The 25,707-nt window shown below is 38.6% G+C and carries 21 protein-coding genes; 1 reads left to right on the forward strand and 20 read right to left on the reverse strand.

What is annotated here, in order from left to right; genetic code table 11:
• Window positions 1-57: 57 nt before the first annotated feature.
• The 7 genes from ACB089_RS18895 to ACB089_RS18925 all read right to left on the reverse strand — a co-directional run bounded on the left by ACB089_RS18895 (window position 58) and on the right by ACB089_RS18925 (window position 8,434).
• Window positions 58-2,352, reverse strand: coding sequence for a DNA translocase FtsK (locus ACB089_RS18895; RefSeq protein ID WP_374963465.1), 2,295 nt, complete (start codon window positions 2,350-2,352; stop codon window positions 58-60).
• 282 nt (window positions 2,353-2,634) lie between these two features.
• Window positions 2,635-4,302 (reverse strand): ribonuclease J, encoded by a 1,668-nt coding sequence (locus ACB089_RS18900; protein WP_374963466.1) that lies wholly within the window; start codon window positions 4,300-4,302, stop codon window positions 2,635-2,637.
• A gap of 444 nt (window positions 4,303-4,746) precedes the next feature.
• A complete protein-coding gene (gene dapA / locus ACB089_RS18905) occupies window positions 4,747-5,664 on the reverse strand; it encodes a 4-hydroxy-tetrahydrodipicolinate synthase (RefSeq protein WP_368635414.1) in 918 nt (305 codons plus the stop codon).
• 13 nt (window positions 5,665-5,677) lie between these two features.
• Entirely contained in the window at window positions 5,678-6,715 is a 1,038-nt protein-coding gene (locus ACB089_RS18910; RefSeq protein WP_374963468.1) for an aspartate-semialdehyde dehydrogenase, read from the reverse strand.
• Window positions 6,716-6,797: 82 nt separating this feature from the next.
• Window positions 6,798-7,388 carry a dipicolinate synthase subunit B gene (locus ACB089_RS18915; RefSeq protein ID WP_368635416.1) on the reverse strand — a complete coding sequence of 197 codons (591 nt, stop codon included), beginning with the start codon at window positions 7,386-7,388 and terminating at the stop codon, window positions 6,798-6,800.
• Window positions 7,382-8,161, reverse strand: coding sequence for a dipicolinate synthase (locus tag ACB089_RS18920; protein ID WP_368635417.1), 780 nt, complete (start codon window positions 8,159-8,161; stop codon window positions 7,382-7,384). Before ACB089_RS18920 ends, ACB089_RS18915 begins: the two co-directional genes overlap by 7 nt.
• 9 nt (window positions 8,162-8,170) lie before the next feature.
• Window positions 8,171-8,434: a sporulation protein, YlmC/YmxH family gene (locus tag ACB089_RS18925; protein ID WP_053594254.1), complete on the reverse strand. Its 264-nt coding sequence runs from the start codon at window positions 8,432-8,434 to the stop codon at window positions 8,171-8,173.
• Window positions 8,435-8,775: 341 nt separating this feature from the next.
• On the opposite strand from ACB089_RS18925, the gene ACB089_RS18930 reads away from it, so the two are divergent.
• Window positions 8,776-9,063 (forward strand): hypothetical protein, encoded by a 288-nt coding sequence (locus ACB089_RS18930; RefSeq protein WP_374963470.1) that lies wholly within the window; start codon window positions 8,776-8,778, stop codon window positions 9,061-9,063.
• Here the strand turns inward: ACB089_RS18930 and ACB089_RS18935 are convergent.
• The 13 genes from ACB089_RS18935 to ACB089_RS18995 all read right to left on the reverse strand — a co-directional run bounded on the left by ACB089_RS18935 (window position 9,040) and on the right by ACB089_RS18995 (window position 25,527).
• A complete protein-coding gene (locus ACB089_RS18935) occupies window positions 9,040-10,263 on the reverse strand; it encodes a M16 family metallopeptidase (protein WP_374963472.1) in 1,224 nt (407 codons plus the stop codon). The two genes, ACB089_RS18930 and ACB089_RS18935, sit on opposite strands and share 24 nt — an antisense overlap.
• Window positions 10,264-10,335: 72 nt before the next feature.
• On the reverse strand, window positions 10,336-12,450 hold the full coding sequence (gene pnp, locus ACB089_RS18940; RefSeq protein WP_374963474.1) for a polyribonucleotide nucleotidyltransferase: 2,115 nt from the start codon (window positions 12,448-12,450) through the stop codon (window positions 10,336-10,338).
• Window positions 12,451-12,721: 271 nt separating this feature from the next.
• Window positions 12,722-12,991 (reverse strand): 30S ribosomal protein S15, encoded by a 270-nt coding sequence (gene rpsO / locus ACB089_RS18945; RefSeq protein ID WP_049668484.1) that lies wholly within the window; start codon window positions 12,989-12,991, stop codon window positions 12,722-12,724.
• A gap of 386 nt (window positions 12,992-13,377) precedes the next feature.
• Entirely contained in the window at window positions 13,378-14,334 is a 957-nt protein-coding gene (gene ribF / locus ACB089_RS18950; protein WP_374963476.1) for a riboflavin biosynthesis protein RibF, read from the reverse strand.
• A 13-nt stretch (window positions 14,335-14,347) separates the two neighbouring features.
• Window positions 14,348-15,259 carry a tRNA pseudouridine(55) synthase TruB gene (gene truB, locus ACB089_RS18955; protein ID WP_374963478.1) on the reverse strand — a complete coding sequence of 304 codons (912 nt, stop codon included), beginning with the start codon at window positions 15,257-15,259 and terminating at the stop codon, window positions 14,348-14,350.
• A 143-nt stretch (window positions 15,260-15,402) separates the two neighbouring features.
• Window positions 15,403-15,744: a 30S ribosome-binding factor RbfA gene (gene rbfA, locus ACB089_RS18960; RefSeq protein WP_068983116.1), complete on the reverse strand. Its 342-nt coding sequence runs from the start codon at window positions 15,742-15,744 to the stop codon at window positions 15,403-15,405.
• 107 nt (window positions 15,745-15,851) lie between these two features.
• Complete coding sequence (locus ACB089_RS18965; RefSeq protein WP_004225006.1) at window positions 15,852-16,130, reverse strand: DUF503 domain-containing protein; 279 nt, start codon at window positions 16,128-16,130, stop codon at window positions 15,852-15,854.
• Window positions 16,130-18,412: a translation initiation factor IF-2 gene (gene infB / locus ACB089_RS18970; RefSeq protein ID WP_374963480.1), complete on the reverse strand. Its 2,283-nt coding sequence runs from the start codon at window positions 18,410-18,412 to the stop codon at window positions 16,130-16,132. Before infB ends, ACB089_RS18965 begins: the two co-directional genes overlap by 1 nt.
• Before the next feature lie 14 nt (window positions 18,413-18,426).
• Complete coding sequence (locus ACB089_RS18975) at window positions 18,427-18,735, reverse strand: YlxQ family RNA-binding protein (RefSeq protein WP_368635427.1); 309 nt, start codon at window positions 18,733-18,735, stop codon at window positions 18,427-18,429.
• Window positions 18,732-19,010 (reverse strand): RNase P modulator RnpM, encoded by a 279-nt coding sequence (gene rnpM / locus ACB089_RS18980; RefSeq protein WP_368635428.1) that lies wholly within the window; start codon window positions 19,008-19,010, stop codon window positions 18,732-18,734. The genes ACB089_RS18975 and rnpM overlap by 4 nt, the downstream gene beginning before the upstream one ends.
• 188 nt (window positions 19,011-19,198) lie before the next feature.
• Window positions 19,199-20,338 carry a transcription termination factor NusA gene (gene nusA / locus ACB089_RS18985; RefSeq protein WP_368635429.1) on the reverse strand — a complete coding sequence of 380 codons (1,140 nt, stop codon included), beginning with the start codon at window positions 20,336-20,338 and terminating at the stop codon, window positions 19,199-19,201.
• 30 nt (window positions 20,339-20,368) lie between these two features.
• On the reverse strand, window positions 20,369-20,839 hold the full coding sequence (gene rimP / locus ACB089_RS18990; RefSeq protein WP_368635430.1) for a ribosome maturation factor RimP: 471 nt from the start codon (window positions 20,837-20,839) through the stop codon (window positions 20,369-20,371).
• Between the two features lie 356 nt (window positions 20,840-21,195).
• Window positions 21,196-25,527, reverse strand: a complete 4,332-nt coding sequence (locus ACB089_RS18995; protein WP_374963482.1) for a PolC-type DNA polymerase III — start codon at window positions 25,525-25,527, stop codon at window positions 21,196-21,198.
• Window positions 25,528-25,707: the final 180 nt, after the last annotated feature.

The raw sequence follows: 25,707 nt of genomic DNA on the forward strand, positions 1-25,707 counted from the left end.
TTTCAAATTAATAGACAAAAATACAATATTATCCACTAATTTGTCATTATTTTTGTGTTAATTATCATATTGATGAATGAGCACTTGACGAGGTTTACTACCCTCAGAAGGCCCGACAATACCGCGTTGTTCCATTTGATCAACAATACGCGCAGCTCTTGAATAGCCGATACGGAAGCGTCGCTGCAACATGGAAACAGAAGCTGTCTGCATACTTACCACTAATTGCACAGCTTCATCAAATAACTCATCCGTTTCCTCTAAAATGGTTTCTTCTTCGGTCGGTATCATCTCTTCCTGATACTGCGCCTTTTGCTGTTCTATAACAAAATTAACGACCGATTCAACTTCTTGATCTGATAAAAAGGCACCTTGCACCCTTTTTGGTTTAGATGCACCGGCAGGTAAAAACAGCATATCTCCTCGACCGAGTAAACGCTCTGCTCCCCCCATATCTAATATCGTTCTTGAATCAATTGCTGACGATACTGCAAAGGCAATGCGCGAAGGAATATTTGCTTTAATAACACCTGTCAAGACATCTACACTTGGTCGTTGAGTTGCAATTATTAAATGAATCCCTGCAGCACGTGCCATTTGTGCTAAACGTGTAATAGAATCCTCAACATCACCGGATGCAACCATCATTAAGTCCGCTAACTCATCTACAATTACCACAATATAAGGTAATTTCGGATGTTTTTCATCAGTTTGCTCATTTACCTTTTGTACATGGCCATTATAACCCTCAATATTACGTGTACCTGTATGAGAAAATAAATCGTAGCGGCGTTCCATTTCTGACACTACTTTCTTTAGTGCCTGAGACGCTTTGCGTGCATCTGTAACTACTGGTGCCAGTAGATGCGGAATTCCGTTATAGACGTTTAATTCCACCATCTTTGGGTCAATCATCATGAGTTTTACTTCATGAGGTTTCGTACGCATTAGTATGGACACGATAATACCATTTATACACACACTTTTCCCACTGCCCGTTGAACCTGCAACAAGTAAATGCGGCATTTTATTAAGCTCTGCAAGTACCGCTTGCCCTGTAATATCACGACCAAATGCGACTTGCAATAACGCTTCCGGCTTTGCTCCATCTTTAGATTCTAACACTTCACGCAGTGTAACAATGGCTACCTCACTATTCGGTACTTCAATGCCGATTGCAGACTTTCCAGGAATAGGTGCCTCCATACGAATATCCTTCGCGGCAAGTGCTAAGGCAAGATCATCTTGTAAGTTTACAATTTTACTCACTTTTACGCCCACATCTGGTAATATCTCGTATTTCGTTACAGCCGGACCTAAATGAACTTGCGTTACTTTGGCCTTTACACCAAAGCTTTGCAATGTTTGCTCAAGTTTTTTTGCATTTGCTTGAATAACAGAATATTCACCACTTTGGTCATGTTGTGGTGGTAATTGTAATAAACTATACGAAGGAAGTTGATAATCTGCATTTTCTACAGCATCTGCCCCTTCAATATGGACATCATCAACTATCTCTCCATGTTCAACATCTTCATTTTCAGCAGTTGCAAATACTTCTCGTTCATGGGATACATTTTGAGTAAAAGCAGAAATAATTGGTTCATGAGAAACCTCTTCCTCTTCTTCCTCATGTATCTCAGGTGTCTGATTGACAGCAGCAATTTCATCCTTGCTTTCTACTTTTGAACGACGATTTTTAGGTTTCTTTGGCACATTTTTTTTCTTTTCACGATTTTTCTTTTGCCATTTGCCAAAAAGGTCGGGCATTTTTTCCGCTAAATATGGAACAAGCGCCTTTCCTGTTACTAAAATTAACCCAATAAAGAAAATAACCCACGCGACGACCTTCGCTCCTGTTGCCTCAAATAATACATGTAGCGCACTAAATAACAGTGCACCCATCATACCACCACCAAGTGCATCACTTCGATGAATGACACCCTCTGTATTAATTAAAATTCGCCAAGACTCTCGCAAAACAGAATCTGATAATAAACCACCAGATTTCGATAATTGTTCAAAAAGAATACCATGACTAAAAATGGTTAAACTCATAACGATTAGGAGCATACCTAATATTAGACGATCCTTCATGCTTACTTTTTTTCGACCAATCATAAGCAACAGTGCAATAAATATAAGCATAAATGGCACAGCAAAATGTATATTTCCAAAAAGGAACATTGCTATTGTTTGCAGGACACGTCCAATCATGCCATATTCAAAAATCATAATAACCGCAAACGCAATTAAGATGAGTCCTAAAATTTCATACATAAGCGGGTGCATTTCTTTTTTTTCTGTTGTTGCTTTTCCTTTAGTAATTTTTCGCTTTTTACTAGTCGCCATCTATTCCACCTTCTTTGCAGTCCATTCTATATATGTAGCGAATAATAACATGTAGAACTTGATTATTTCAAAAAAAAGGCTCATTACTATAAAGTGGGGTTGATTTCCGTTCAGGCTAGGTATTTTCCTGTGGTCGTCGGGGCAACATATGTTTTCTGTGACGACAAATACAATCCCCAACTTTTAGTAATGGGCCAAAAAAAGGATTTTCCACCGTTCACATTCGGCTAGAAAATCCTTTTTCATTCATTTCTTACTCAAAGCTTCAACGATGAGTTATTTTTAATATTCCATAATGATTGGGATAATCATTGGGCGGCGCTTTGTTTTTTGGAATAAATACGTATTCAGTGTATCTCGAATTTCTTGTTTTATGTTTGTCCATTCAAACGTATCTTTACCCACGTATTTTTCAATAACATTTTTAGCAATATCAGAAGCTTCCACCATTAATTCCTCTGATTCACGTACATATACGAAACCACGCGATAAAATTTCTGGACCAGATGCAATTTTCTTTTGAGCACGATTTAATGTTACTACAACAATGAAAATACCATCTTGTGATAATAACTTACGATCGCGTAGTACAATGTTACCTACATCGCCAACACCAATACCGTCTATCAAAACATTACCAGCTTGTACACGACCACTCATTCGCATTTTACCATTTTTGTACTCTACAATATCACCTTTATCAGCGATAAAAATTTGTGATTTTTGCATACCTAGCTGTTGAGCAAGCTTAGAGTGAGCAATCAGCATGCGGTATTCACCTTGCACAGGGATAAAGTACTTTGGTTGCATTAAGTTAAGCATTAACTTTAAATCCTCTTGGCTACCGTGACCTGACACATGTACATTTTTGCTAGATGTCAGAATTTCAGCACCTGCTTTTGCGATGGAGTTCATCGTATTAGCCATCTGAACTTCCATACCTGGAGATGGTGTAAAAGTAATTAATACTGTATCATTTTTCTTAATTTTAATGTCTCGGTGATGTTTACGGACAATTTTTTCTAATGCATCAAGTGGCTCCCCTTTATTACCTGTTGCTATAATAATAATCTCATCATCTTGATACTTTTGCATTTCTGAGATAGGGATGATTGTATCTTCCTCTACCGTTAAGTAGCCTAGCTGTACACCTAAATCCACAGCTTTCTCTAAAGGTTTTCCTACAATGGCTACTTTACGGAACGATTTTTGAGCTTGTGTAAATACTTGTTGAATACGAATAAAATTCGATGCATAAACGGCAACTAAAATACGACCTGGCGCTGAATGGAATGTTTTTGATAATTGCTCTTCAATCACAATCTCAGATGTCGTATAACCTGGTCGCTCAGCTTCACACGACTCAGATAGCAGAATAAATACGCCCTCTTCCCCTAACTGTGCCATTTTTGCTAAATCAGGCTTAAATTTACCTGTCGCTGATTGATCGAATTTAAACTCACCTGTATGAACAATTGCTCCTTCAGATGTATGGAACACTACCCCTAACGAATCGGGAATACTATGTGTTGTATGGAAGAATGTCACATACGTTGAGTTAAAATTCATACGACTACGGTTTGTAACCTCAAAGAATTTCACCTGATGTGGTGCAGGTAAATCCTTTAAATGTTCTTTTGCAAGTGCAATTGTTAATTTTGACCCGTACACTGGCGCTTTCAATTTTTGTAATACGTAGGCAATCGAGCCAATTGCATCTTCATGACCATGCGTTAAGAAAATCCCTTTTACACGATCTTTATTTTCCTCCAAGTACGCAATATCTGGAATGACGATATCAATGCCCAACATTTCGTCTTCAGGGAACATTAAGCCGCTATCGACTACAAATAGCTCTTCATCAATTTCTACTACGTACATTGCTTTTCCAATTTCGCCCACGCCACCAAGTGGGATGATGCGAATTAATTCATTTTTCTTTTTTGTCAATTTATTTCCTCCTAAAAAATATCCCGAACAGCAACCACTTAACATTCATTATACGATTTGCAAAGCTTTTGCACAAATTAAAAATACATGTTTTGTAATGGGAACAGAAAATAATTGTGAAATTATATTACCATTAGGTGGAAATGAATGTGAGGATATAGTGTAGTGAAGGGTCTAAATTTTGTCTTTTAAATGCAAAAACCATTTAAAGCAGGCGGGATTTATCATTGCTAGGATGTTCATATACTTTTGCATAGATGGTACTAGCGCCTGAGCGGTTTTTGATGTTACTTGAGCTGGTCTCTTTCTACCCAAGCAAATTCCGCCGTTGCTTGAGCGATTTTCACGTCCTATTCCTAAAAAGAAAAAAGACTTTAGACAAGCCTAAATTTCAAGTTTGTCTAAAGTCTTAAGGGGCTAATATGAATTAGCCCCAATTACAATTTAGCTAAAGCTACTTATTTTTCTAAAGCTTCTCGCCTTTTCTTGATACGTATCCCAAATTCGGTCAAAGTTTGCTTTTTCTTCATCCGTCATTTCCATCATTGGCAGACGAACATTGATTGTATCAAAGCCTAATTTGGTCATCGCATATTTTACAGGCGAAGGGTTTGGTTGTGCGAACAGCGCACGTACAAGTGGTAGTAATGCTCGGTGAATTTTGGCTGCTAGCTCGTGATTACCTTCTTCAAACGCTTTAATCATTAATTGCATATCGTTTCCAACAACATGGGCAGCCACTGAAATAATGCCTGCTCCGCCAATTGCTAGTAGTGGAAGTGTTAAACCATCATCCCCACTATACACTAAGAAATTATCTTCTGAATCAACATTTTCAATAATATCGCCCATTTGAACTAAATTGCCGCTCGCTTCTTTAATCCAAGCAATATTAGGAATTTTACTTAAAGCAACGGATGTTTCATAGGCAACATTAACGCCTGTGCGTCCTGGCACATTATACAGCATGACAGGTAAACTTGTTTCCTTAGCAATTGTTTCAAAGTGTGCAAAAATACCACGTTGATTTGGCTTATTATAATATGGTGCTACAAGCATAATACCATCTGCACCATTCTCTTCAGCCTTGTGCGTCATTGCAATAGAGTAAGCAGTTTCGTTATCCCCTGTACCTGCAATAACGGGTACACGACCAGCTACTTTTTCTACTGTAAAGCGTACAACTTCAATTTTTTCTTCTGTGGACATAGTTGGATTCTCAGAGGTTGTGCCACATGCAACAATACAATCTGTACCATTATCAATCAAATGATTAATAATACGTTCTAGTTCTGGATAATTAATCGTGCCATCTTCTTTGAACGGCGTAATCATCGCCGTACCAATTCGACCTAAATTCATCCTTACACCCCTCTTATAGTAAGTTATCCTCAAGCAATGCTTCTGCAATTTGGATTGAGTTCAATGCAGCGCCTTTCAAAAGATTGTCGGAAACGATCCATAGGTGGAATCCTTTTTTGTTGTCTAAATCTTGACGGATACGTCCTACAAAAGTAGCATCTTCCCCTTCTGCATAGATAGGCATTGGGTAAGTTTGTGTTGCAATATCATCTTGTAATATCACACCTGGTGCACTGCGTAATACTTCAAAAATCTCTTGTACCGTTGCTTCTTTTTCTAACTCAATATAAACAGATTCAGAATGTCCTGAAACGACTGGCACACGAACGCAAGTTGCAGCTACTTTAAGTTCTGGTGCATGCAAGATTTTCTTCGTTTCATTAATCATCTTCATTTCTTCATATGTAAAGCCATTGTCTGTAAATTTATCAATTTGCGGAATGACATTACGAGCGATTGGATAATGACGTTTGTCACTACCAGAAGGCAAAATATTTGCTGCTACATCCTTACCTGCATCCCAGTTTTCACTTTGTGCCTTTAATTCCTGAATAGCAGAAACACCTGCACCTGAAACTGCTTGGTATGTCGATACGATAATTTTTGTTAAGCCAAATGCATTACGAATAGGCTCAAGTGCTGCCATCATTTGAATGGTAGAGCAGTTTGGATTCGCAATAATTCCTTTATGCTTAGCAAGATCACCTCGATTTACTTCAGGTACAACTAGTGGCACTTCTGGATCCATGCGGAAATGGCTCGTATTATCGATCACTACTGCACCGCGTTTTGCCGCTTCTGGTGCTAGCACGGCTGAGACCGAACCACCAGCTGAGAATAAAGCGACATTCACGCCCTCAAAAGCTTCAGGTGTCGCTTCTTCTATTGTATAGGTCTTACCATTAAACTCGATTGTTTTTCCTGCTGAACGAGCAGAAGCTAAAAACTTTATATCTCCGATTGGAAAATTACGTTTAATTAGTTGCTCCATCATTTTTGTTCCTACTGCTCCTGTTGCCCCAACCACTGCAACTGTTAACTGCTTTGTCATCTATCATCTCTCCTTGAGTACAAGTTACATAATGTGTGCTATTGTATCATAAAAATACTGAAAATTGTGTGTAATTCATGAATTATTTTAAATATTGTATCAACAGGGGTTGTAATTGCTTTTTCTCAGTAATAGCTTCGTGAACAGTGCCGACCATTTGTTCAAAATCAGCAATCAAAGAATTGGGTTTTGAATGTGGTGAGTCCTGCCCAAATGGAATAAAGTAAATGTTTTTGGTATTTAGCAGTTTCATAATATTCAAGCCATTTAAGCCAAGAGCATCATTTGTTGAAATGCCTAGAATAACAGGCGAACCATTACGCAACGTTGCCTTAGCAGCCATTAACACCGGGCTATCTGTTGCTGCATTAGCAAATTTACTAATACTATTGCCTGTCATTGGTGCTATAACCATCGCATCAAGTGGATTAGATGGTCCGAATGGTTCTGCCTCTTTAATAGAAGAAATAACCTTTTCACCAGTCAATTCTTCTATTTTTGCAATCCACTCTTCCCCAGTACCAAAACGCGTAGCCGCATGTAAAACGGAGTGCGTAATGATTGGGATAACTGTTGCCCCTGCATCTATAAAGTTTTGAATTTTAGGTACTACATCCTCATACGTACAGTGCGAGGCTGTAATACCTAAACCAATTCGTTTCCCCGTTAACAATTTTCTTCCTCCTCTATTGCCTTGCACAGTATTGTAGCCGCATCATGTGCAAAGTATTTCCCGGGTAATGACGGCAATAGCACGTACGTTTGTAGTTGATCAGCGTCTATATCTAAACATCCAGGCTCAGAAGCCAAATCATATAGCACAGTCGGGACATGCTCTTGGAATGATTCAGTAATCCACTTAGCTGGAATTGTATTTATAAAAATTCCATCACTAATTGACCACTCGCGATCATCTAAATTCGTAGCTCTATAACCATATGCTTTTGCTTCACTCACTTGTACAACCGAACGCGCTACAATATGGACATTAGCACCCATCTTAACGAGTAAAGATGCGAGCATTTTGGCGGTGCGCCCAAACCCTGCGATCGTAAAGTTTTGTCCGTAAATACATTTCTGCTCAAGACCGTAAAACGTGGCGATAAATCCCTCCGCTGTTAATCTGGCATTTTGCCAAATAAAAGATTCTTGCTGTAAATAGCAATTTGTTTCATTTTTCTCAAGTAAATGCTTCCAATGCATCGTCAAACGCCCTGTATAAAATTTAACTTGGGATATGCCATATAGTTGCTCTACTTCAATTTTTAGTGGGAGAATAGGCAGAATAATCCTATTTGGTTGGAATTCTAATACAAGCTTATTTAACTCCTCATTCCAAACTGACGTTCTTTTATAAAATACAGTTCTCGATGGGCTTCTTAGCATTGTAGCTAATTCCTTTAATCTTAGATCTTCACCGATAACAAGCCATTTTTCGTTTTTCAAAAGCTCACCTCACTGTAAAAATTCTGACTGTACCGTCGTTGTTTTGTTAAATAAAATCCGATCTTCACCAATTAGTATAATTTCATGCCAAGGGATCATTTCACTAACTTTCACTTTCTTTTTTTGGAATGGCAATTTATCTTTAACAATCTCAAAGCCATGTATCTTTCCTGTTTGCACATCTAGGAGACATTCCGTATGTGCCAGTATGCCAAAGTGTACGCCACCTTCAACTTGAATTAACTCTTTATCCACCATCTCTGATAGTAACATGCCTCATCTCCCTCCTTGAACCATTACCTCAATATATGCCGAGTTTTTGCAATTCGTGACCCCTACCCAAAGTACGAAATGATGCTGGAATTTACTAAAAATAGAAAATGCCGAAATTTTGCTAATTAGTAAGGATGTTGTCGAACATGAATTATCGATAAAAAACGACATCGGTGTGGTTTTTGACGATTTTCATGTACTTGAAGCGCTCAATGTGACGCAACTCGACAAATTACGAAAAAAGTATTTAAAACGTGGGATTCAGACATTATTTTGAGCGATTAGCACAATTTAAAATTCTAGAGAGGAAAAAGGCAAGAGAATTATCTCGAGGAATGAGGATGAAGCTGTCCATTGCATTAGCACTGTCACTTCATCCAAAGCTACTATTTTTAGATGAACTAACAAGTGGACTAGACCCAATTATGAAAGTAAAGATGGTACTGATTTGTGAGTACGGCATATTTAAAGGAAGTAATGAGGAACTAAACGAAATACCAGAGCACGCTATAATAAGAAAGCGTAATGGAGCCTTTGATATATCCACAAGCAAAAAATCTATAGTTTCCTTAACGAAAAAAGGTTGCCTAAATGGGCAACCTTTTTTAAGCTTCAGGGCCAATAATTGAAATGGCTGGCTCAGCTTTCAAGATTTTTGCTATTAAACGATCGACTGATTCCATTGAGACTGCATCGATTGACGCTAATACTTCGTCTACTGATCGATGTCTACGATGCACTAATTCACTTGTACCGTTGCGATTCATACGCGATCCTGTCCCCTCTAGACCGAGCACAAAACTCCCCTTAAGTTGCTCTTTCGCATTATCCAGTTCTTCCTCTGTTACGCCACCTGCCACGATATCAAGTAATGTCGCATCAATTGTATGCTGAAGCTGTGATAATTGCTGACGACTTGTACTACCATAAATCGTAAATGCGCCAACATCTGCATAACAAGATTGGTAAGAAAATATTGAATAGGCTAAACCACGTTCTTCGCGTACTTCTTGGAACAAACGAGAACTCATATTACCACCAATAATATTATTAAGTGCAATAAAGCTATACATATCTGGATCTTTTACACCCATAGCTGGATAAGAAATGGCTAAATGCGCTTGCTCTGTATCGCGAGTTTTTGAAATCTCTCCAGGATAAAATTGAGGATTCGTTAACACAGGTGCAACAGCAAGTGGAGATGGCTGATAATGGCCAAATAGATCTTCAATCGTTTGGATGAGCTTTGCAGAGATATTTCCCGCTATTGAAATAACAACTGATTCTGGACCATAATGTTTAGCCATATAGTTACGTATCATATCTGCTGTAAATGTTTTTAAAGTAGCCGCAGTGCCCAATATCGGACGACCGAGTGCATCGTTTGGATACATAACTTCCCATAGTTTTTCATGGACATCGTCATCAGGTGCATCTTCACTCATTAATATTTCTTCTAGCACAACTTGTCGTTCTTTCTCTAATTCTTCCTCTGCAAACGTAGAATTAAAGAACATATCTGCTAATATTGCGACTGCAAGCTCAGCATGATGGTCTAAAACCTTTGCATAATAACAAGTGTTTTCTTTGGATGTAAAGGCATTTAACTCCCCACCAATTCGGTCAAATTCTTCAGCAATTTGACGAGCTGTTCTAGTTTTAGTCCCTTTAAAAAGCATATGTTCTATAAAATGTGTAATGCCATTTTCCTCAGGCAGCTCATAACGAGATCCCGCATTAACAAAAATACCCAGCGCAACAGACCTTACATGATCGATTTGCTCAGAGACAATACGCACACCATTCTGACATGTATGTACTTGTACCAAAAAATCTCCCCCTATCAACATTGCTTGATTTAAAAAAGACTACGCATTATACGCAGCCTTTTCTACAATTTTTTATTTATCTTGCTCAGCGCGTTCTTTTTCCTCTTGTATAACTACTTTACGAGATAAATTCACACGACCTTGCTTGTCTATTTCAATAACTTTTACAAGTAATTGATCGCCAAGTTTCAATACATCTTCAACTTGTTTTGTACGTTCCTCTTGAATTTCAGAGATGTGAAGTAAGCCATCTTTACCTGGGAATATTTCACAGAACGCACCGAATTTTTCAATACGTTTAACTGTTGATAAATAATACTCGCCAACTTTTGCTTCACGTACGATATCTTCGATAATTTGTTTTGCACGAGCGTTCATTTCTTCATCTGCAGAAGAGATATAAATTGTACCATCTTGCTCTGTATCAATTTTTACGCCAGTTTCTTCAATAATTTTGTTAATTTGTTTACCACCAGGTCCGATGACATCGCGAATTTTATCAGGATTAATTTTCACGATTACAATTTTCGGTGCAAATGCAGATAATTTTTCACGTGGTTGTGCAAGAGTAGCAATCATTGATTCTAAAATATGCATACGGCCAATTTTAGCTTGTGTTAATGCTTCTTCTAAAATATTGCGTGATAAACCATCAATTTTAATGTCCATTTGAAGTGCTGTTACACCTTTAGCTGTACCTGCAACTTTAAAGTCCATATCTCCAAGGTGGTCTTCCATACCTTGAATATCAGTTAAAATAGAGTAATGTTCGCCTTTTTTAATAAGACCCATTGCAATACCTGCTACAGGTGCTTTTAATGGAACACCAGCATCCATCATCGCTAACGTTGAAGCACAGATAGAAGCTTGTGATGTAGAACCGTTTGACTCAAGTACTTCTGATACACAACGGATTGTATATGGGAATACAGATTCATCTGGAATAACCGCATCAAGAGCACGTTCTCCTAGTGCACCATGACCGATTTCACGACGACCTGGTCCACGAATTGGTCCAGTTTCCCCTACAGAGAATTGCGGGAAGTTATAGTGATGCATAAAGCGTTTTGATTCTTCCACACCTAAACCGTCGATAATTTGTACATCACCAAGTGCACCTAATGTACAAATAGAAAGGGCTTGTGTTTGTCCACGCGTAAATAATGCTGAACCGTGAGTACGTTGCAATAAGCCTGTTTCAGAAGAAAGTGGACGGATTTCGTCTAACTTACGACCATCTGGACGAACCTTATCTTCTGTGATTTGACGACGTACTTCGTCTTTAACCATTTTATCTAGCATTGTATAAACTTGCTTCATTGTTACTTCATCCGCTTCTTGCTCTTCATAAGAAGCAATAACACGGTCTTTTACCGCTTGAATAGCCATATCACGTGCATGTTTTTCAGCAGTTTGAATAGCATCATGCATGTCAGTCTCACAAGCTGCTTTTATATCTGATTGAATCGCTTCATCAATTTCAAATAATGTTACTGGTAATTTTTCTTTCCCTACTTCTGCAACAATTTGCTCTTGGAAAGCAATAATTTTTTTGATTTCTTCATGACCGAACATAATGGCTTCTAGCATTATTTCTTCCGGTACTTCTAGTGCACCTGCTTCAACCATGTTGATAGCATCCTTGTTACCTGCTACAGATAAATGGACTGTTGATTGATTAGATTGTTCCACTGTTGGGTTCACAATAAATTTACCGTCAATATATCCAACTTGTACACCTGCAATCGGTCCGTCGAATGGAATATCCGAGATAGCTAACGCTAATGATGAACCAAGCATTGCAGCCATTTCAGACGTGCAATCCGAATCGTTAGACATAACCATTGAAATCACTTGTACTTCATTACGGAAACCGTCTGGGAACATCGGACGAATTGGACGGTCAATTAAACGGCTTGCTAGTATTGCTTTTTCAGATGGACGTCCTTCACGCTTAATAAAGCCACCAGGAATTTTACCTGCTGCATATAAACGTTCTTCGTAGTTTACTGTTAATGGGAAGAAATCAAGTGGTTTCGGTGATTTTGACATTGTTGCTGTTGAAAGTACAGATGTATCACCATAGCGTACTAATACGGCCCCATTTGCTTGTTTTGCTAACTGTCCAACTTCAATTACAAGTGGACGGCCAGCCCATTCATAGGAATAGACTTTCTTTTCGTTCATTCAATGAACCCCTCTCTATTATAAAAACACTTACTTCGTCTGTATGTACTAATAGTAAGTGTACCAAAAATGCTTGTTCTATGCTAAATATTTCATGAAATAATCATACATTTAAATTCAGTTATTGCCAATTTATTTAGGATTTATTTCTGTATTTTATTGGAACAGTGTTCTTTTGCTTAAAATTAATGTCATATATGCTTTTTTTCTCAATAATAAAGTTTATTAAACATAAAGAAAAAGCGGGATTAATCCCGCTTTTCGATGACAATTAGCGACGTAAGCCTAAACGAGTGATTAGTTCACGGTAACGTTGTACGTCAGTTTCACGAAGATATTTTAATAAGTGACGACGACGACCTACCATTTTAAGAAGACCACGCTCAGAGTGGAAATCTTTTTTGTGTGTACGTAAGTGAGCGTTTAGAGCGTTAATTTCCTCTGTTAATACTGCAACTTGTACTTCTGGAGAACCAGTGTCACTTTCGTGAGTACGGAACTCAGCAATAAGTTCATTTTTACGTTGTTTTGAAATAGCCATTTGTATGGACCTCCTAAATAATTTTTAATCCCCATTAGCACAGTAAACGTTGGAGTCATCGATATACCGAGCTAAGGTTAAGCATATTATGCACTTATGAATGTTACCATAAATCAATAGGTCAAGCAAGCGTTAACGTCATCCTAGTCATATGTTAAAGTAGTTTTAATGTGCATTAACTCAATAAAATATGACTCATCACCATAAAGTGGGGTTGGTTTCCGTTCCGGCTTTGGGCGTCCGATGAGCCGCTTGGGCCTACACGATGTAGGTCACGAAGGCGTTATCACAGGACGTGATGCTTTTAGCCTTCGTTCCTCTATTCGCTGATCCCCAAGGAGTCGCCCAGCCTCCACTCCAATCAACTTATATTCATGGTATACGCTTTAACTTTTGGTAATAACCTTAAAATATTCAATCGCTTCTTGTTTATCTTTTTCGATTTGTGCTTTCAAAGCTTCAATACCATCGAATTTTCTTTCACTTCTTATACGTTTATACCAAGCGACATGCACTTCTTCACCGTAGATATTTTTTTCGAAGTTTAATATATGGACTTCGATGGACAATTGCTTGTCGTTTGGATCTTTAAATGTTGGTTTATAGCCTACATTACATACACCATCATACCAATTATTTTGGACAAGTAAACGAACCGCATACACACCGCTTGCTGGAATATAAGTACCCTCTAATGCTTGAACATTTGCAGTTGGGAAACCTATTGTACGTCCTCGCTTATCACCATGGACAACGATACCCGTAATTTCAAATGGTCGTCCTAAAAGCAATCTTGCTTCTTCCATATCTCCCTCTTGCAAAAGCTTACGGATACGTGTAGAGCTAATTTTTTCGATGTTGTCAGTTTTCTTGTCAACAACCGTCACACCATAATCGCCATTACTCAATGTACGCATATCTTCCATTGTGCCTTTACCAAAAGAACCAAAAGAATAATCAAAGCCAGCTGTAACATGTTGGATGTTCAACCCACGAATAAATGTATCAATAAATGCAACAGGTGAGAGCTTTGCAAAATCAGATGTGAAATGTACAACAAATACTGTATCTACACCTTGTTCTTCAAAAAGCTGTAATTTCTGCTGTAGTAGCGTAATATAAAAAACCTTTTCGTTACGTCCGCCTAGCACTACAGAAGGATGTGGATCGAATGTCATAACAGCTGTTGGAATTTGACGCTTGTCTCCTTCTTCCTTCGCTGCTTTAATAACTGCCTGATGCCCTCTATGTACACCATCAAAAAAGCCAAGTGCCAATGAATACGGCTGCATGCTTTCTCGTTGCTGTAGTTGATGTGGGTATTTTAAATGAATGACCTCCATACAAAAAATCCTCCTACTCTATCGTCGGAAACATCTTATGTGGCTTCATAAACCCTTCCTTTGTAGGATGGGCTTGATACACCGCAATTGCTTTCCCATTGATTCCAAAAACAATTTTATCATGTATCTTTAATAATGCATCTGCGGGAAGTACTTGTCCATTGAAAATTTCTTTTTCATTGGCAGAAGTGATCTCAATGTATGGATAATCTGTTAGTGCATACTCAACTGGTAAAATGCATGTATCGATTTGTTCAGCCTCCATCAGCTCAGCAACTTGCGCCAATGTAAAGCAATTTTCTTGCGTAAATGTACCTGAGGCTGTGCGTACGAGCTCTTTCATATGTGCAGGATAGCCAAGTGCTTCTCCAATTTGCACAGCTAGTGTACGAATATACGTCCCTTTACTACATGCTATTCGGACTGGAAATATAATGTCTTGACCTTCATATATCTCTACATCTTCTAGCAACTCTAATGCATAAATAGTAACCTGACGTGAAGGTCTTTCTACTATTTCGCCTTTTCGAGCATATTCGTAGAGGCGTTTACCATTTACTTTGACCGCTGAAAACATTGGTGGTGTTTGAGTAATGACACCTGTTAACGAAGCTAAAACTTCTTGCAATTGAGTACGAGTGAACTTTTTAATCGTATGATCTTGCTCAACCGTTTCTCCTTCTGCATCCTCAGTTGTTGTTGTACGTCCAATTGAAATCACGGCTTCATAGGTTTTTCCTGCATCCGTTAAATATTCTGCAATACGTGTTGCTTGCCCTATACAAATCGGAAGAACGCCCTCTACACCTGGGTCAAGCGTGCCTGTATGTCCTACTTTTTTAGTACGTAAAATTTTTCGCAATTTAAAGACGCAATCATGACTCGTCATGCCACGTTCCTTCCACAGCGGTAAAATACCGTTCATAAATTTCCTCCTAAAATCAATTTGTTTTTCGTATATTTAATTTTGTGCTTCATTTTATCTAAGAAAAATCTGCAATAGCATTTCTATGAATGTAAAAAGTCTGCCTGCATAAACATGCATTTGGCAGACTTTTTATGTTAGGCTTATTCTTTGTGTAAATTACGTAGCAATGAATCAATACGGTTCCCATATTCAATCGATGAATCGAATTCAAAGATTAGTTCTGGTGTACGACGTAAACGGATTCGTGTACCGATTTCTGAGCGAATGAAACCAGAAGCCTTTACTAAAGCTTTTAGTGTTTCCTCTTTTTCACGTTCATTGCCTAGAGTTGTAATATAAATGGTCGCTTGCTGTAAATCACCTGTTACCTCAACACCAGTAACAGTAACGAAACCAACACGCGGATCTTTTATTTTACGTCCAATAATATCACCAAGCTCTTTTTTCATTTGCTCAGCGACACGGTTTGAGCGTAGAGACATAGTTTGTCACCTCAATTTCGATGTACAGATCGTTGTGTCCTTCACTTGCACAAATATTTACTCGCAAGGTAAGGCTTAATCACGCATAACACAACATCTTTTGTTACTTATAAATAGTCTCGCCACACATTTAGCTGTTCCCATGATGGATTTGACTGTAAGTAATGGAGCGCATGATTAATTTCCCGCTCTGCTGCTTCTTTTGATGAAGAAACAGCAACAAGCGCTAATTTCGTGCGTTGCCATACATTTTGATGGTCAATTTCCGCAATGGATACATTAAATTTTTGCTTCGTGCGGGTAATCATACGCTGTAGAACAGCACGTTTTTCCTTCAAAGAATGGGCAGTTTGAATAATAAATTCAACCTCTGCATAAACAATCATTATACGCGTTTAACTTCTTCCATAATGTAGGCTTCAATAATGTCGCCTTCTTTAATATCGTTGAAGTTTGTAATTGTAATACCACATTCGTAACCTTTTGCAACTTCTTTAACTTCATCTTTGAAACGTTTTAGTGTATCTAATTCACCTTCAAAAATTACTACATTTTCGCGGATTATACGTACGCCAGAATCACGAGTTACTTTACCTTCTGTTACGTATGAGCCAGCAATTGTACCAACTTTTGATACTTTAATTGTTTGTCGAACTTCTGCTTGACCAATAATTTTTTCTACGAATTCTGGATCAAGCATACCTTTCATTGCTTGTTCAATTTCCTCAATTACTTTATAGATAATGCGGTGTAGACGAATATCTACGCCCTCTTCTTCTGCTGCACGTTTTGCATTGACATCTGGACGAACATTGAAACCAATAACAATTGCATTTGAAGCCGCAGCTAGAGAAATATCTGATTCTGTAATCGCCCCAGCGCCAGTGTGAATAATTTTCACGTTAACGCCTTCAACATCAATTTTCATTAATGATGCAGCCATAGCTTCTACAGTACCTTGAACGTCAGCTTTAACAATTAAGTTTAGCTCTTTCATTTCGCCTTGACTCATTTGTTCGAATAAGTTATCAAGCGTTACGCGTTGTTTTTCTGAGCGTTGTGCTTGAATCGCTGACATTGCACGAGTTTCCCCAACTTGGCGTGCTGTTTTTTCGTCTTCAAAGACAACGAAACGGTCACCAGCTTGTGGTACATCATTTAAGCCTGTGATTTCTACTGGCGTTGATGGTCCAGCTTCTTTCACACGACGGCCTTTGTCATTCACCATTGCACGTACTCGCCCATAAGTATGGCCGACAACAATTGGATCCCCAACTTTTAATGTTCCATCTTGTACTAAAAGTGTTGCAACAGAGCCTCGACCTTTATCTAGTTGTGCTTCAATTACTGTACCAAGTGCTAAGCGATCTGGGTTCGCTTTTAATTCTCCAACTTCAGCAACAAGTAAAATCATTTCTAATAATGTGTCAATGCCTTCACCTTTTAATGCTGAGATTGGTACGAAAATAGTCTCTCCGCCCCAAGCTTCCGGAACTAGACCATGCTCCGTTAACTCTTGCATTACACGGTCTGGATTAGCTGATGGTTTATCCATTTTATTGACTGCAACGATAATTGGTACTTCTGCTGCTTTTGCGTGGTTAATCGCTTCTACTGTTTGTGGCATAACGCCATCATCCGCAGCTACCACTAAAATCGTTAAGTCTGTTACTTTTGCACCGCGTGCACGCATTGTTGTGAAAGCTGCGTGTCCTGGTGTATCAAGGAACGTAATTTTTTTGTCGCCTTCAGTTACTTGATAAGCACCGATATGCTGAGTAATACCCCCAGCCTCTACAGCTGTAACTTTTGTATTGCGAATAGAGTCTAATAATGTAGTTTTACCATGGTCAACGTGCCCCATTATTGTCACTACAGGAGGACGTTCTGATAATTCCGCCTCGTTAACTTCTTCTGTTTGCTCGAAGTGTGTTTCTAAATCCGTAATATCTACACGAATTTCTTCTTCAACTTCTACACCATAGTCTGCGCAAATTAATTCAATTGCATCCTTATCTAATTCTTGGTTAATTGTTGCCATTACACCAAGCATAAATAATTTTTTAATAATTTCTGATGGTTCACGGTGCAGTTTTTTTGCTAATTCTGCTACTGATAGTGATTCAACAAAAGTAATTTTTTCTGGTAATTCCTTTTGTTTCACTGGTAGACTTGGTTGATGTGTTTTTGGATGGCGACGTTTTCCGCCGTGAATTCCTGGTTTTGGACGTTGGTTGTAACCACCGCCACCTCTGCGATTATTATTATTATTATTATTATTATTATTATTTTGTGTCATATTTCGATTTTGGTTACCTTTTATATTCTTAGATTTTTCGTTAGACGAATTTGAGTTTTGATGCGTTTGTTGCTGATTATTAACTTTAGGCTTAGAAGTAGCAGATTGCTGCCTTTGCCCTTCTTGCTTTTTCACCGATTGCTGTGGTTTTTGTTGGCCATTAGCTTGTGATTTTTGCGATACGTTTTGAGTAGGATTCTTCACTTCTTTTGTAGCTTTAAATGATTGGTTTAACTTTGATACCATGTCTTTTTCTAACATTGACATATGATTGGTTACACTCACATTTAATTGATTTAGTGCGTCAATAACCTCTTTACTCGTTTTATTCACTTGTTTCGCATATTCATGAACTCTGATTTTGGTCATCTGCTCACCCCCGATTATTTTTCGTTGAGTAGACTAGACAATTTGCTTGCAAAACCTTTATCGGTAATAGCTAAAGCCACTCGGGCCTCCTTACCTGTAGCATGTCCTAGATCATAACGATCACCAATTACATGATACTCAACGTTATAGTACGTGCATTTATCTTGAATTTTTTTGCCAGAGTTTTTAGAAGCATCGTTTGCAAGCAGTACTAGCTTAGCATTCCCATTGCGGACTTCCTTTACTACTAACTCTTCTCCTGAAATAACTTTACGTGCTCTTGCCGCTATCCCAAGCAAATTAAACACTGCTTGATTCATCATATAATAGACTCCCTACGAATTAGCATAATAAGCTCATCGTAGACTTCTTCAGGGATTTTCACATCAAGTTGGTGCCCTAAAACATTTTTCTTTCGGGCAATTTCAATTGCCTTTTCCGATTTAGACACATAGGCACCACGTCCGGGTTTTTTTCCGGAAACATCAACACTTACCTCGCCCTCTTTCGAACGAACGACACGAATCATTTCTTTCTTAGGTAGCATTTCTCCAGTAGCTACACATTTTCGAAGAGGTACTTTTTTATTAATAGCCATAAGAATCACCTTTCCTCTCTGAAGCTTGTCGTAAGAGGTGGACTAGCCATGCTCTACCTTGGTCAGAGTCCAGATTTACAATCAATAAATCCATGACAATTTTCGTTGTAGGCTCTGCCATTATTCAGTCGGCGCAACCCAACGCCCACTGAATAATGGCAGCTAACTAGTCACACGGGCTTTCTTACTTATTCTTCGTCGTCTTGATATAAGTCAACTGCAACATCAGCAAAATCACTTTCTTCATCCTCAGCAGGTATGAAAGTGCTTGTAGCAGATGGATAAATACCTGACTCACGAGCATCTGTTTCACTCTTAATATCAATTTTCCAGCCAGTTAGCTTTGCAGCTAAACGTGCATTTTGACCACGTTTACCAATTGCTAATGATAATTGATAGTCTGGTACGACAACCGTAGTAGATTTTTCTTCTTCATTTACTTGAACATCTAAAACCTTCGATGGGCTAAGTGCATTTGCTACAAAAACAACTGGATCTTCTGACCACTCAACGATATCGATTTTTTCGCCGTTTAATTCATTTACAATTGTTTGTACACGAGCACCTTTTGCTCCTACACATGAACCTACTGGATCTACCTCTTCGTTATGTGCATGAACAGAGATTTTAGAACGATCTCCTGCTTCACGAGCAATTGATTTGATTTCTACAATACCTTCATAGATTTCAGGTACTTCCATCTCAAATAAGCGACGTAATAAACCAGGGTGTGTACGTGAAACAATGACTTGTGGTCCGCGTGTTGTACGTTCAACCTTTGTAATATAGACCTTGATACGATCATGTGGACGATATGTTTCACCTTGAATTTGTTCGTTTTGTGGTAAAGCAGCTTCTACTTTTCCTAGACCTACGTAAATATTACGAGCATCTAGACGCTCAACTACACCAGTCACGATATCATCTTCACGATCTACATATTGCTCGTAAATTAGGCCGCGTTCTGCCTCACGTACACGTTGAGTAACAACTTGTTTCGCTGTTTGTGCGGCAATACGACCAAAGTTTCGTGGAGTCACTTCCTGTTCAACCACATCTTCTAACTGGTATGCAGGATTGATAGCCTTTGCATCTTCAACAGAAATTTCTAAACGATCATCCTCTACCTCTTCAACAACATCTTTACGTGAAAAGACACGGATAGAGCCCTTATCTAAGTTTAGGTCAACACGGACATTTTGTGCTTGATTGAAGTTGCGTTTGTAAGCTGTAACTAATGCGGCTTCAATTGCTTCAATTAACACATCTCTTGAAATTCCTTTTTGTTCTTCTAGCGCATTGAGCGCATCTAACAAATCACTACTCATTTTGTTTTCACTCCTAAATATGCATTATGCTTAAAAATCGATAGCTAGTCGTGCCAATGCGATTTTTTCTTGTTCAACTGTTACTGTAATTTTACGCGTTTTAATGCGTACTTCTATCACTAATGTATGTTCATCATATGACGTTAAGTAGCCTTGGAATTCCTTCATGTCCTTGACGGGCTCATAGGTTTTAACATAAATAAATTTGCCAATCGCTTTTTCAAAATCAGCATCTTTTTTTAATGGACGTTCTGCTCCAGGTGAAGAAACTTCTAAATAATAGTTTTGTGTAATTGGATCATTTTCATCCAATAGCAAACTTAGTCGTTCACTAACTTGAGCACATTGTTCAATGTCAATTCCACCCTCAGGTGTATCCACATAAACACGTAAAAACCAGTTACGTCCTTCTTTTACGAACTCGACATCCACTAACTCAAGATTCAACTCTTCAACAATCGGTTTGGCGAGCTCTTCTATTAAAGATGGTACTTTGCTCATTGTTTCCTCCTGTATCTATCAAATTCTGGCGTAATAAAACAGAAATTCCACCAGTAGCTTTGGTGAAATTTAACGGTCTTACCTGCTGTTAGTAAAAAATTTGTTTTGCTACGGTATAACAACAGAAAAGAGCGGGAAGGCCCCACTCTTTTGCTGGAAAACTATCAACAAATTATTACCATAAGGATAGCATAGTTTACAGCACAATGCAAATTTCCTTTTTCTAGATATCTATTAGGCAAAGCCATAATTGTGTCTGGAATCTGAAATTTGTGCTTAATTTGTTCATAAATCAAATAAGTTATTCATTATTAATGGTGATGTCTTTAGACTGACCGCTTCAATATTGAAGGACATTAGAAAAGTGAAAGCTGATTGGCATCAGGCATCCCTTCTAAACAGCCCAATTGATCCATGTATTCTATTAATGTCTTGGATACACGACCACGTTGCTGTAAATCTTCCTTCGATAAAAATTCTCCGTCCTCACGTGCTACCACAATTTGTTTAGCAACGTTCGTACCAAGTCCAGGAATCGCATCGAATGGTGGAATTAAAGTATTCCCCTCAATGACAAATTCACTAGCCTGCGAACGATATAAGTCCACCTTTTGGAAGCTCATGCCGCGCTCACACATTTCAAGTGCTAGTTCCATTACAGTTAATAGGTTTTTTTCTTTTGTTGAAGCATCTAAGCCTTTCATATTGATTTCATCAATTTTTGCCCGAATCATTTGGGGACCCTGTACCATGGCAATTAAATCAAAATCATCTGCACGTACTGTGAAATACGCCGCATAGTAAAGAATCGGGAAATGCACTTTAAACCATGCGATACGAACTGCCATTAAAACGTAAGCAGCAGCGTGGGCTTTCGGGAACATATATTTAATCTTTTTACATGATTCGATATACCAGCCTGGCACCTTATTCGCTAACATCTCTGCTTCAAACTCTTCAGATAAACCTTTCCCTTTACGCACAGACTCCATAATTTTAAACGCCAGTGACGGTTCTAGCCCTTGGTAAATTAAATACACCATAATATCGTCACGACAGCCAATTACTTCTTTCAGTACACATGTACCATTTTGAATTAATTCTTGTGCATTACCAAGCCACACGTCTGTTCCGTGTGAAAGTCCTGAAATTTGCACAAGCTCCGAAAATGTTGATGGCTTTGTATCTTCAAGCATTTGGCGTACAAAACGAGTACCAAATTCAGGAATTCCAAGTGTCCCTGTCTTACAGCCTATTTGTTTTTCTGTTACGCCTAAAGATTCTGGGGAACTAAAGATTTTCATAACGACTGGATCATCTGTTGGGATGGTTTTTGGATCTATTCCTGATAAATCCTGCAACATCCGAATCACAGTTGGATCATCGTGCCCTAGAATATCAAGTTTTAAAATATTATCGTGAATAGAATGGAAATCAAAGTGGGTTGTACGCCACTCTGCATCCTGTGCATCCGCAGGAAATTGCACTGGTGAGAAGTCGAAAATATCCATATAGTCTGGTACTACGATAATCCCCCCAGGGTGCTGTCCACTTGTACGTTTTACGCCTGTACAGCCTTGCACTAACCGATCTACCTCAGCGCCACGGAAATGTAGGTTGTTATCATTAGCATAGCCCTTAACGTAGCCATACGCTGTTTTCTCTGCAACTGTACCGATTGTTCCAGCACGATATACATAATCTTCACCGAATAAAACCTTCGTGTAGTTATGAGCTTGTGGTTGATATTCACCGGAAAAATTCAAATCGATATCAGGTACCTTATCTCCTTTAAAGCCAAGGAACGTTTCGAATGGAATATCCTGCCCATCCTTTTTATAAGGTGTACCGCATTCTGTACAATCTTTATTTGGTAAGTCAAAGCCAGAGCTTACTGAACCATCATCAAAAAACTCGGAATGCTTACAATTTGGACAAACATAATGAGGTGGAAGTGGATTTACCTCAGTAATCTCCATAAAAGTTGCCACTAATGAAGATCCTACCGAACCACGAGAACCTACTAAGTAACCATCCGCTAATGACTTTTTCACAAGCTTCGCAGAAATTAAGTAAATTACACCGAAACCATGTCCTAAAATTGACTTTAATTCCTTTTCAATTCGGGCTTTCACGATTTCTGGTAGCTCTTCTCCATATATGTGGTGGGCCATTTCATACGTTAAATTTGTTACCTCATCATCAGAGCCTTCAATTTTTGGTGTATATAAATCATCTTTAATTGGCTTAACATCACCAATCATATCGGCGACTTTTTGTGAGTTTGTCACAACTACTTCTTTCGCAAGATCTGGTCCTAAAAAGTCAAATTCCTCAAGCATTTCATCAGTCGTTCTAAAATGAACCTCAGGTAGCTTCGATCTATTTAATATGTTGGCACCACCTTGAGAGCCGATTAGTATTTGTCTGAACTTCCCGTCTATCGGATCTAAGTAATGCACATTACCCGTTGCTACAACAGGTTTATCGATCTTCTTCCCGAGCTTCACTAACTTGCGAATAATATCTTCAAGTGTCCATTCATCACGTACGACATTGCGCTCAATTAACGGTGCGTATACTGCTTTAGGTTGAACTTCAATGTAATCATAAAACCTCGCAATTTGCTCTGCTTCCTCTGGGGATTTATTCATCATGGTTTCAAATAATTCACCGTTGCTACAACCTGAGCCCACTAATAAACCTTCTCTATATTGCTCTAAGATTGCTCGTGTTACACGAGGTACACGATAGAAAGTTTTTGTATGGGCGTGTGTGACTATTTTAAATAAATTTTTTAGTCCAACATTATCTACTGCTAATATTGTGCAGTGCATTGGTCGTCCCTTTTTATAAGCATCTCCACCACCAATATGCTTATTAAAGTCATCATGGTATTTAATATCTAATTCATCTGCATCTTTCAACAGCTGTAAAAGCAAGTAACCCGTTGCTTCTGTATCATAAATAGCTCGGTGATGCTGGGTTAATTCAATATTGAATTTTTTACAAAGTGTATTTAAACGATGGTTTTTCATCGTTGGATAAAGTAATCTGGCAAGCTCCAACGTATCAATAACTGGATGAATTGTTCCCTCTAGCCCAAATTTTTTATAGCCTGTGTATAAAAAGCCAATATCAAACGATGCATTATGGGCTACGACAATACAATCTCCAATAAATGCATGGAACTCCTTAATGACTTGCTCCACTTCAGGCGCGTTTCGTACCATATCATCTGTAATGCCTGTCAATTCAATAGTCGTCGCTGACAATGGGTGATGTGGATTGGCAAAGCTTTCGTATTTGTCGATCACATTTCCATCTTTAATCTTAACTGCAGCAAGCTCAATAATCGTATCGTAAGCAGTAGATAGACCTGTCGTCTCTACGTCAAACACGACATAGGTAGCATCCGCTAATAATTGGTGCTCAGGAGCATAAGCAATCGGTACACCATCGTCTACTAAATTAGCTTCCAAGCCGTAAATAACTTTTATTCCATGCTTTTTCCCTGCTGCATAGGCATCTGGGAAGGATTGCACAACAGCATGGTCGGTAATAGCCACGGCTGGGTGACCCCATTTTGCAGCCTGCGCAACAAGTCGATCAACTGGTGTCACAGCATCCATTTGACTCATTGGTGTATGCAAATGCAATTCTACTCGTTTCTCTCCCTCTGGTGCCTTGTCTTGTCGTGTTGCTTTTTTGATTTCATTAATATCATTTGCCATGACGATTAAATCACGAATAAATGTGTCAGTTTGTACGGAGCCTCGGACTTTTACCCACATACCCTTTTTCAAATATTGCATAAGTTCCGCATCATCATTATCACGTGAGAACATTTTTACAACGATGGAATCCGTATAGTCGGTAATTTTAATTTGCAATAAAGAACGGCCGCTTTTTAGTTCTTTAACTTCTGTATCAAAAACAAATCCTTCAATAATAACACGGCGTTCTTCTTCAACAATGCGTTTAATTTCCATAGTTTCATCGTCTTTAATTAACATACCGAGCTGGAATGGACGGTCACCAAGGTTAGCAATGGCTGGATTTTCTTTCTTCTCCTGCTCACGCTTTTTGTAATCTTGTATCGCTTGCTGAGATAAAGCTGCCTCCTCTAATTGCTTCTGTTCTCTGAAAGCTTTCTGCGCCGCAATCATTTCTTCCGATTGATCTTGAAGCACGAAATCTATTGCAATGTGTGGGAAGCCGAATTGACTATAGCTTTCGGAAAGCTTTTCTGCATACTTTGTTTTCAGCATCATAAATTCCATTTCTTGCATGCAGGATAATGTAATTTTTTGCCCATTCCACATTGGCATTTGCGAAACGAGGCAATTTTTTAAAGTTGGCGCCATCTCATCTATTTGCTCTACTACAGTTAACCAATATCCTTGGACAAGCTCCTCCGTAACATTTTTTTCTACCGTATCAAAAGTGGTGTGAATTTGAGCGATAGCTGAAAATTTTTCAGTCAAACGAGTACGAAAAAGTTGGTATAGCGGGAAAGGGAGTATATCTCGTAATTTAATGGTAAAATTCCACAGCCTGTTCTTTTTGTGTACGGTTAGCCGTGATAATTCACCTTCTTCAAAAAAGGACATATACACATCATCTGTTAACTCTAGTTGCTGCAAGAACATTTGAAACCTCATTCTTGCTTCTTGTTGCTGTTCCAATCTATTGACACCTACTTTCAGTAAGAGGCCGTATCAAAGCCCCTTATTTTATTTCCTTACCAACGTTTACGAATCAAAGAAAAAATTCGCTCCCTTTCCGCAGGTGACCGTCAAGCCTCACAAATCCTAAACATCTATGAATTCATGCTTGGCTCGCTGTCCCTGGGAAGTGGCGCGAAT

Source organism: Lysinibacillus sp. RS10, assembly GCF_041956855.1.
GTDB classification, from domain to species: domain Bacteria; phylum Bacillota; class Bacilli; order Bacillales_A; family Planococcaceae; genus Lysinibacillus; species Lysinibacillus xylanilyticus_A.

Coding starts and splice junctions, on each gene's coding strand:
- ACB089_RS18895 (WP_374963465.1), bottom strand. CDS start 2,352: ATGGCGACTAGTAAAAAGCGAAAAATTACTAAAGGAAAAGCAACAACA.
- dapA (WP_368635414.1), bottom strand. CDS start 5,664: ATGAATTTAGGTCGAATTGGTACGGCGATGATTACGCCGTTCAAAGAA.
- ACB089_RS18910 (WP_374963468.1), bottom strand. CDS start 6,715: ATGACAAAGCAGTTAACAGTTGCAGTGGTTGGGGCAACAGGAGCAGTA.
- ACB089_RS18925 (WP_053594254.1), bottom strand. CDS start 8,434: ATGTTACTATCAGAGATGGTGGATAAAGAGTTAATTCAAGTTGAAGGT.
- ACB089_RS18930 (WP_374963470.1), top strand. CDS start 8,776: ATGAAGCTGTCCATTGCATTAGCACTGTCACTTCATCCAAAGCTACTA.
- pnp (WP_374963474.1), bottom strand. CDS start 12,450: ATGAACGAAAAGAAAGTCTATTCCTATGAATGGGCTGGCCGTCCACTT.
- rpsO (WP_049668484.1), bottom strand. CDS start 12,991: ATGGCTATTTCAAAACAACGTAAAAATGAACTTATTGCTGAGTTCCGT.
- ribF (WP_374963476.1), bottom strand. CDS start 14,334: ATGGAGGTCATTCATTTAAAATACCCACATCAACTACAGCAACGAGAA.
- truB (WP_374963478.1), bottom strand. CDS start 15,259: ATGAACGGTATTTTACCGCTGTGGAAGGAACGTGGCATGACGAGTCAT.
- rbfA (WP_068983116.1), bottom strand. CDS start 15,744: ATGTCTCTACGCTCAAACCGTGTCGCTGAGCAAATGAAAAAAGAGCTT.
- ACB089_RS18965 (WP_004225006.1), bottom strand. CDS start 16,130: ATGATTGTTTATGCAGAGGTTGAATTTATTATTCAAACTGCCCATTCT.
- infB (WP_374963480.1), bottom strand. CDS start 18,412: ATGACCAAAATCAGAGTTCATGAATATGCGAAACAAGTGAATAAAACG.
- ACB089_RS18975 (WP_368635427.1), bottom strand. CDS start 18,735: ATGATGAATCAAGCAGTGTTTAATTTGCTTGGGATAGCGGCAAGAGCA.
- rnpM (WP_368635428.1), bottom strand. CDS start 19,010: ATGGCTATTAATAAAAAAGTACCTCTTCGAAAATGTGTAGCTACTGGA.
- nusA (WP_368635429.1), bottom strand. CDS start 20,338: ATGAGTAGTGATTTGTTAGATGCGCTCAATGCGCTAGAAGAACAAAAA.
- rimP (WP_368635430.1), bottom strand. CDS start 20,839: ATGAGCAAAGTACCATCTTTAATAGAAGAGCTCGCCAAACCGATTGTT.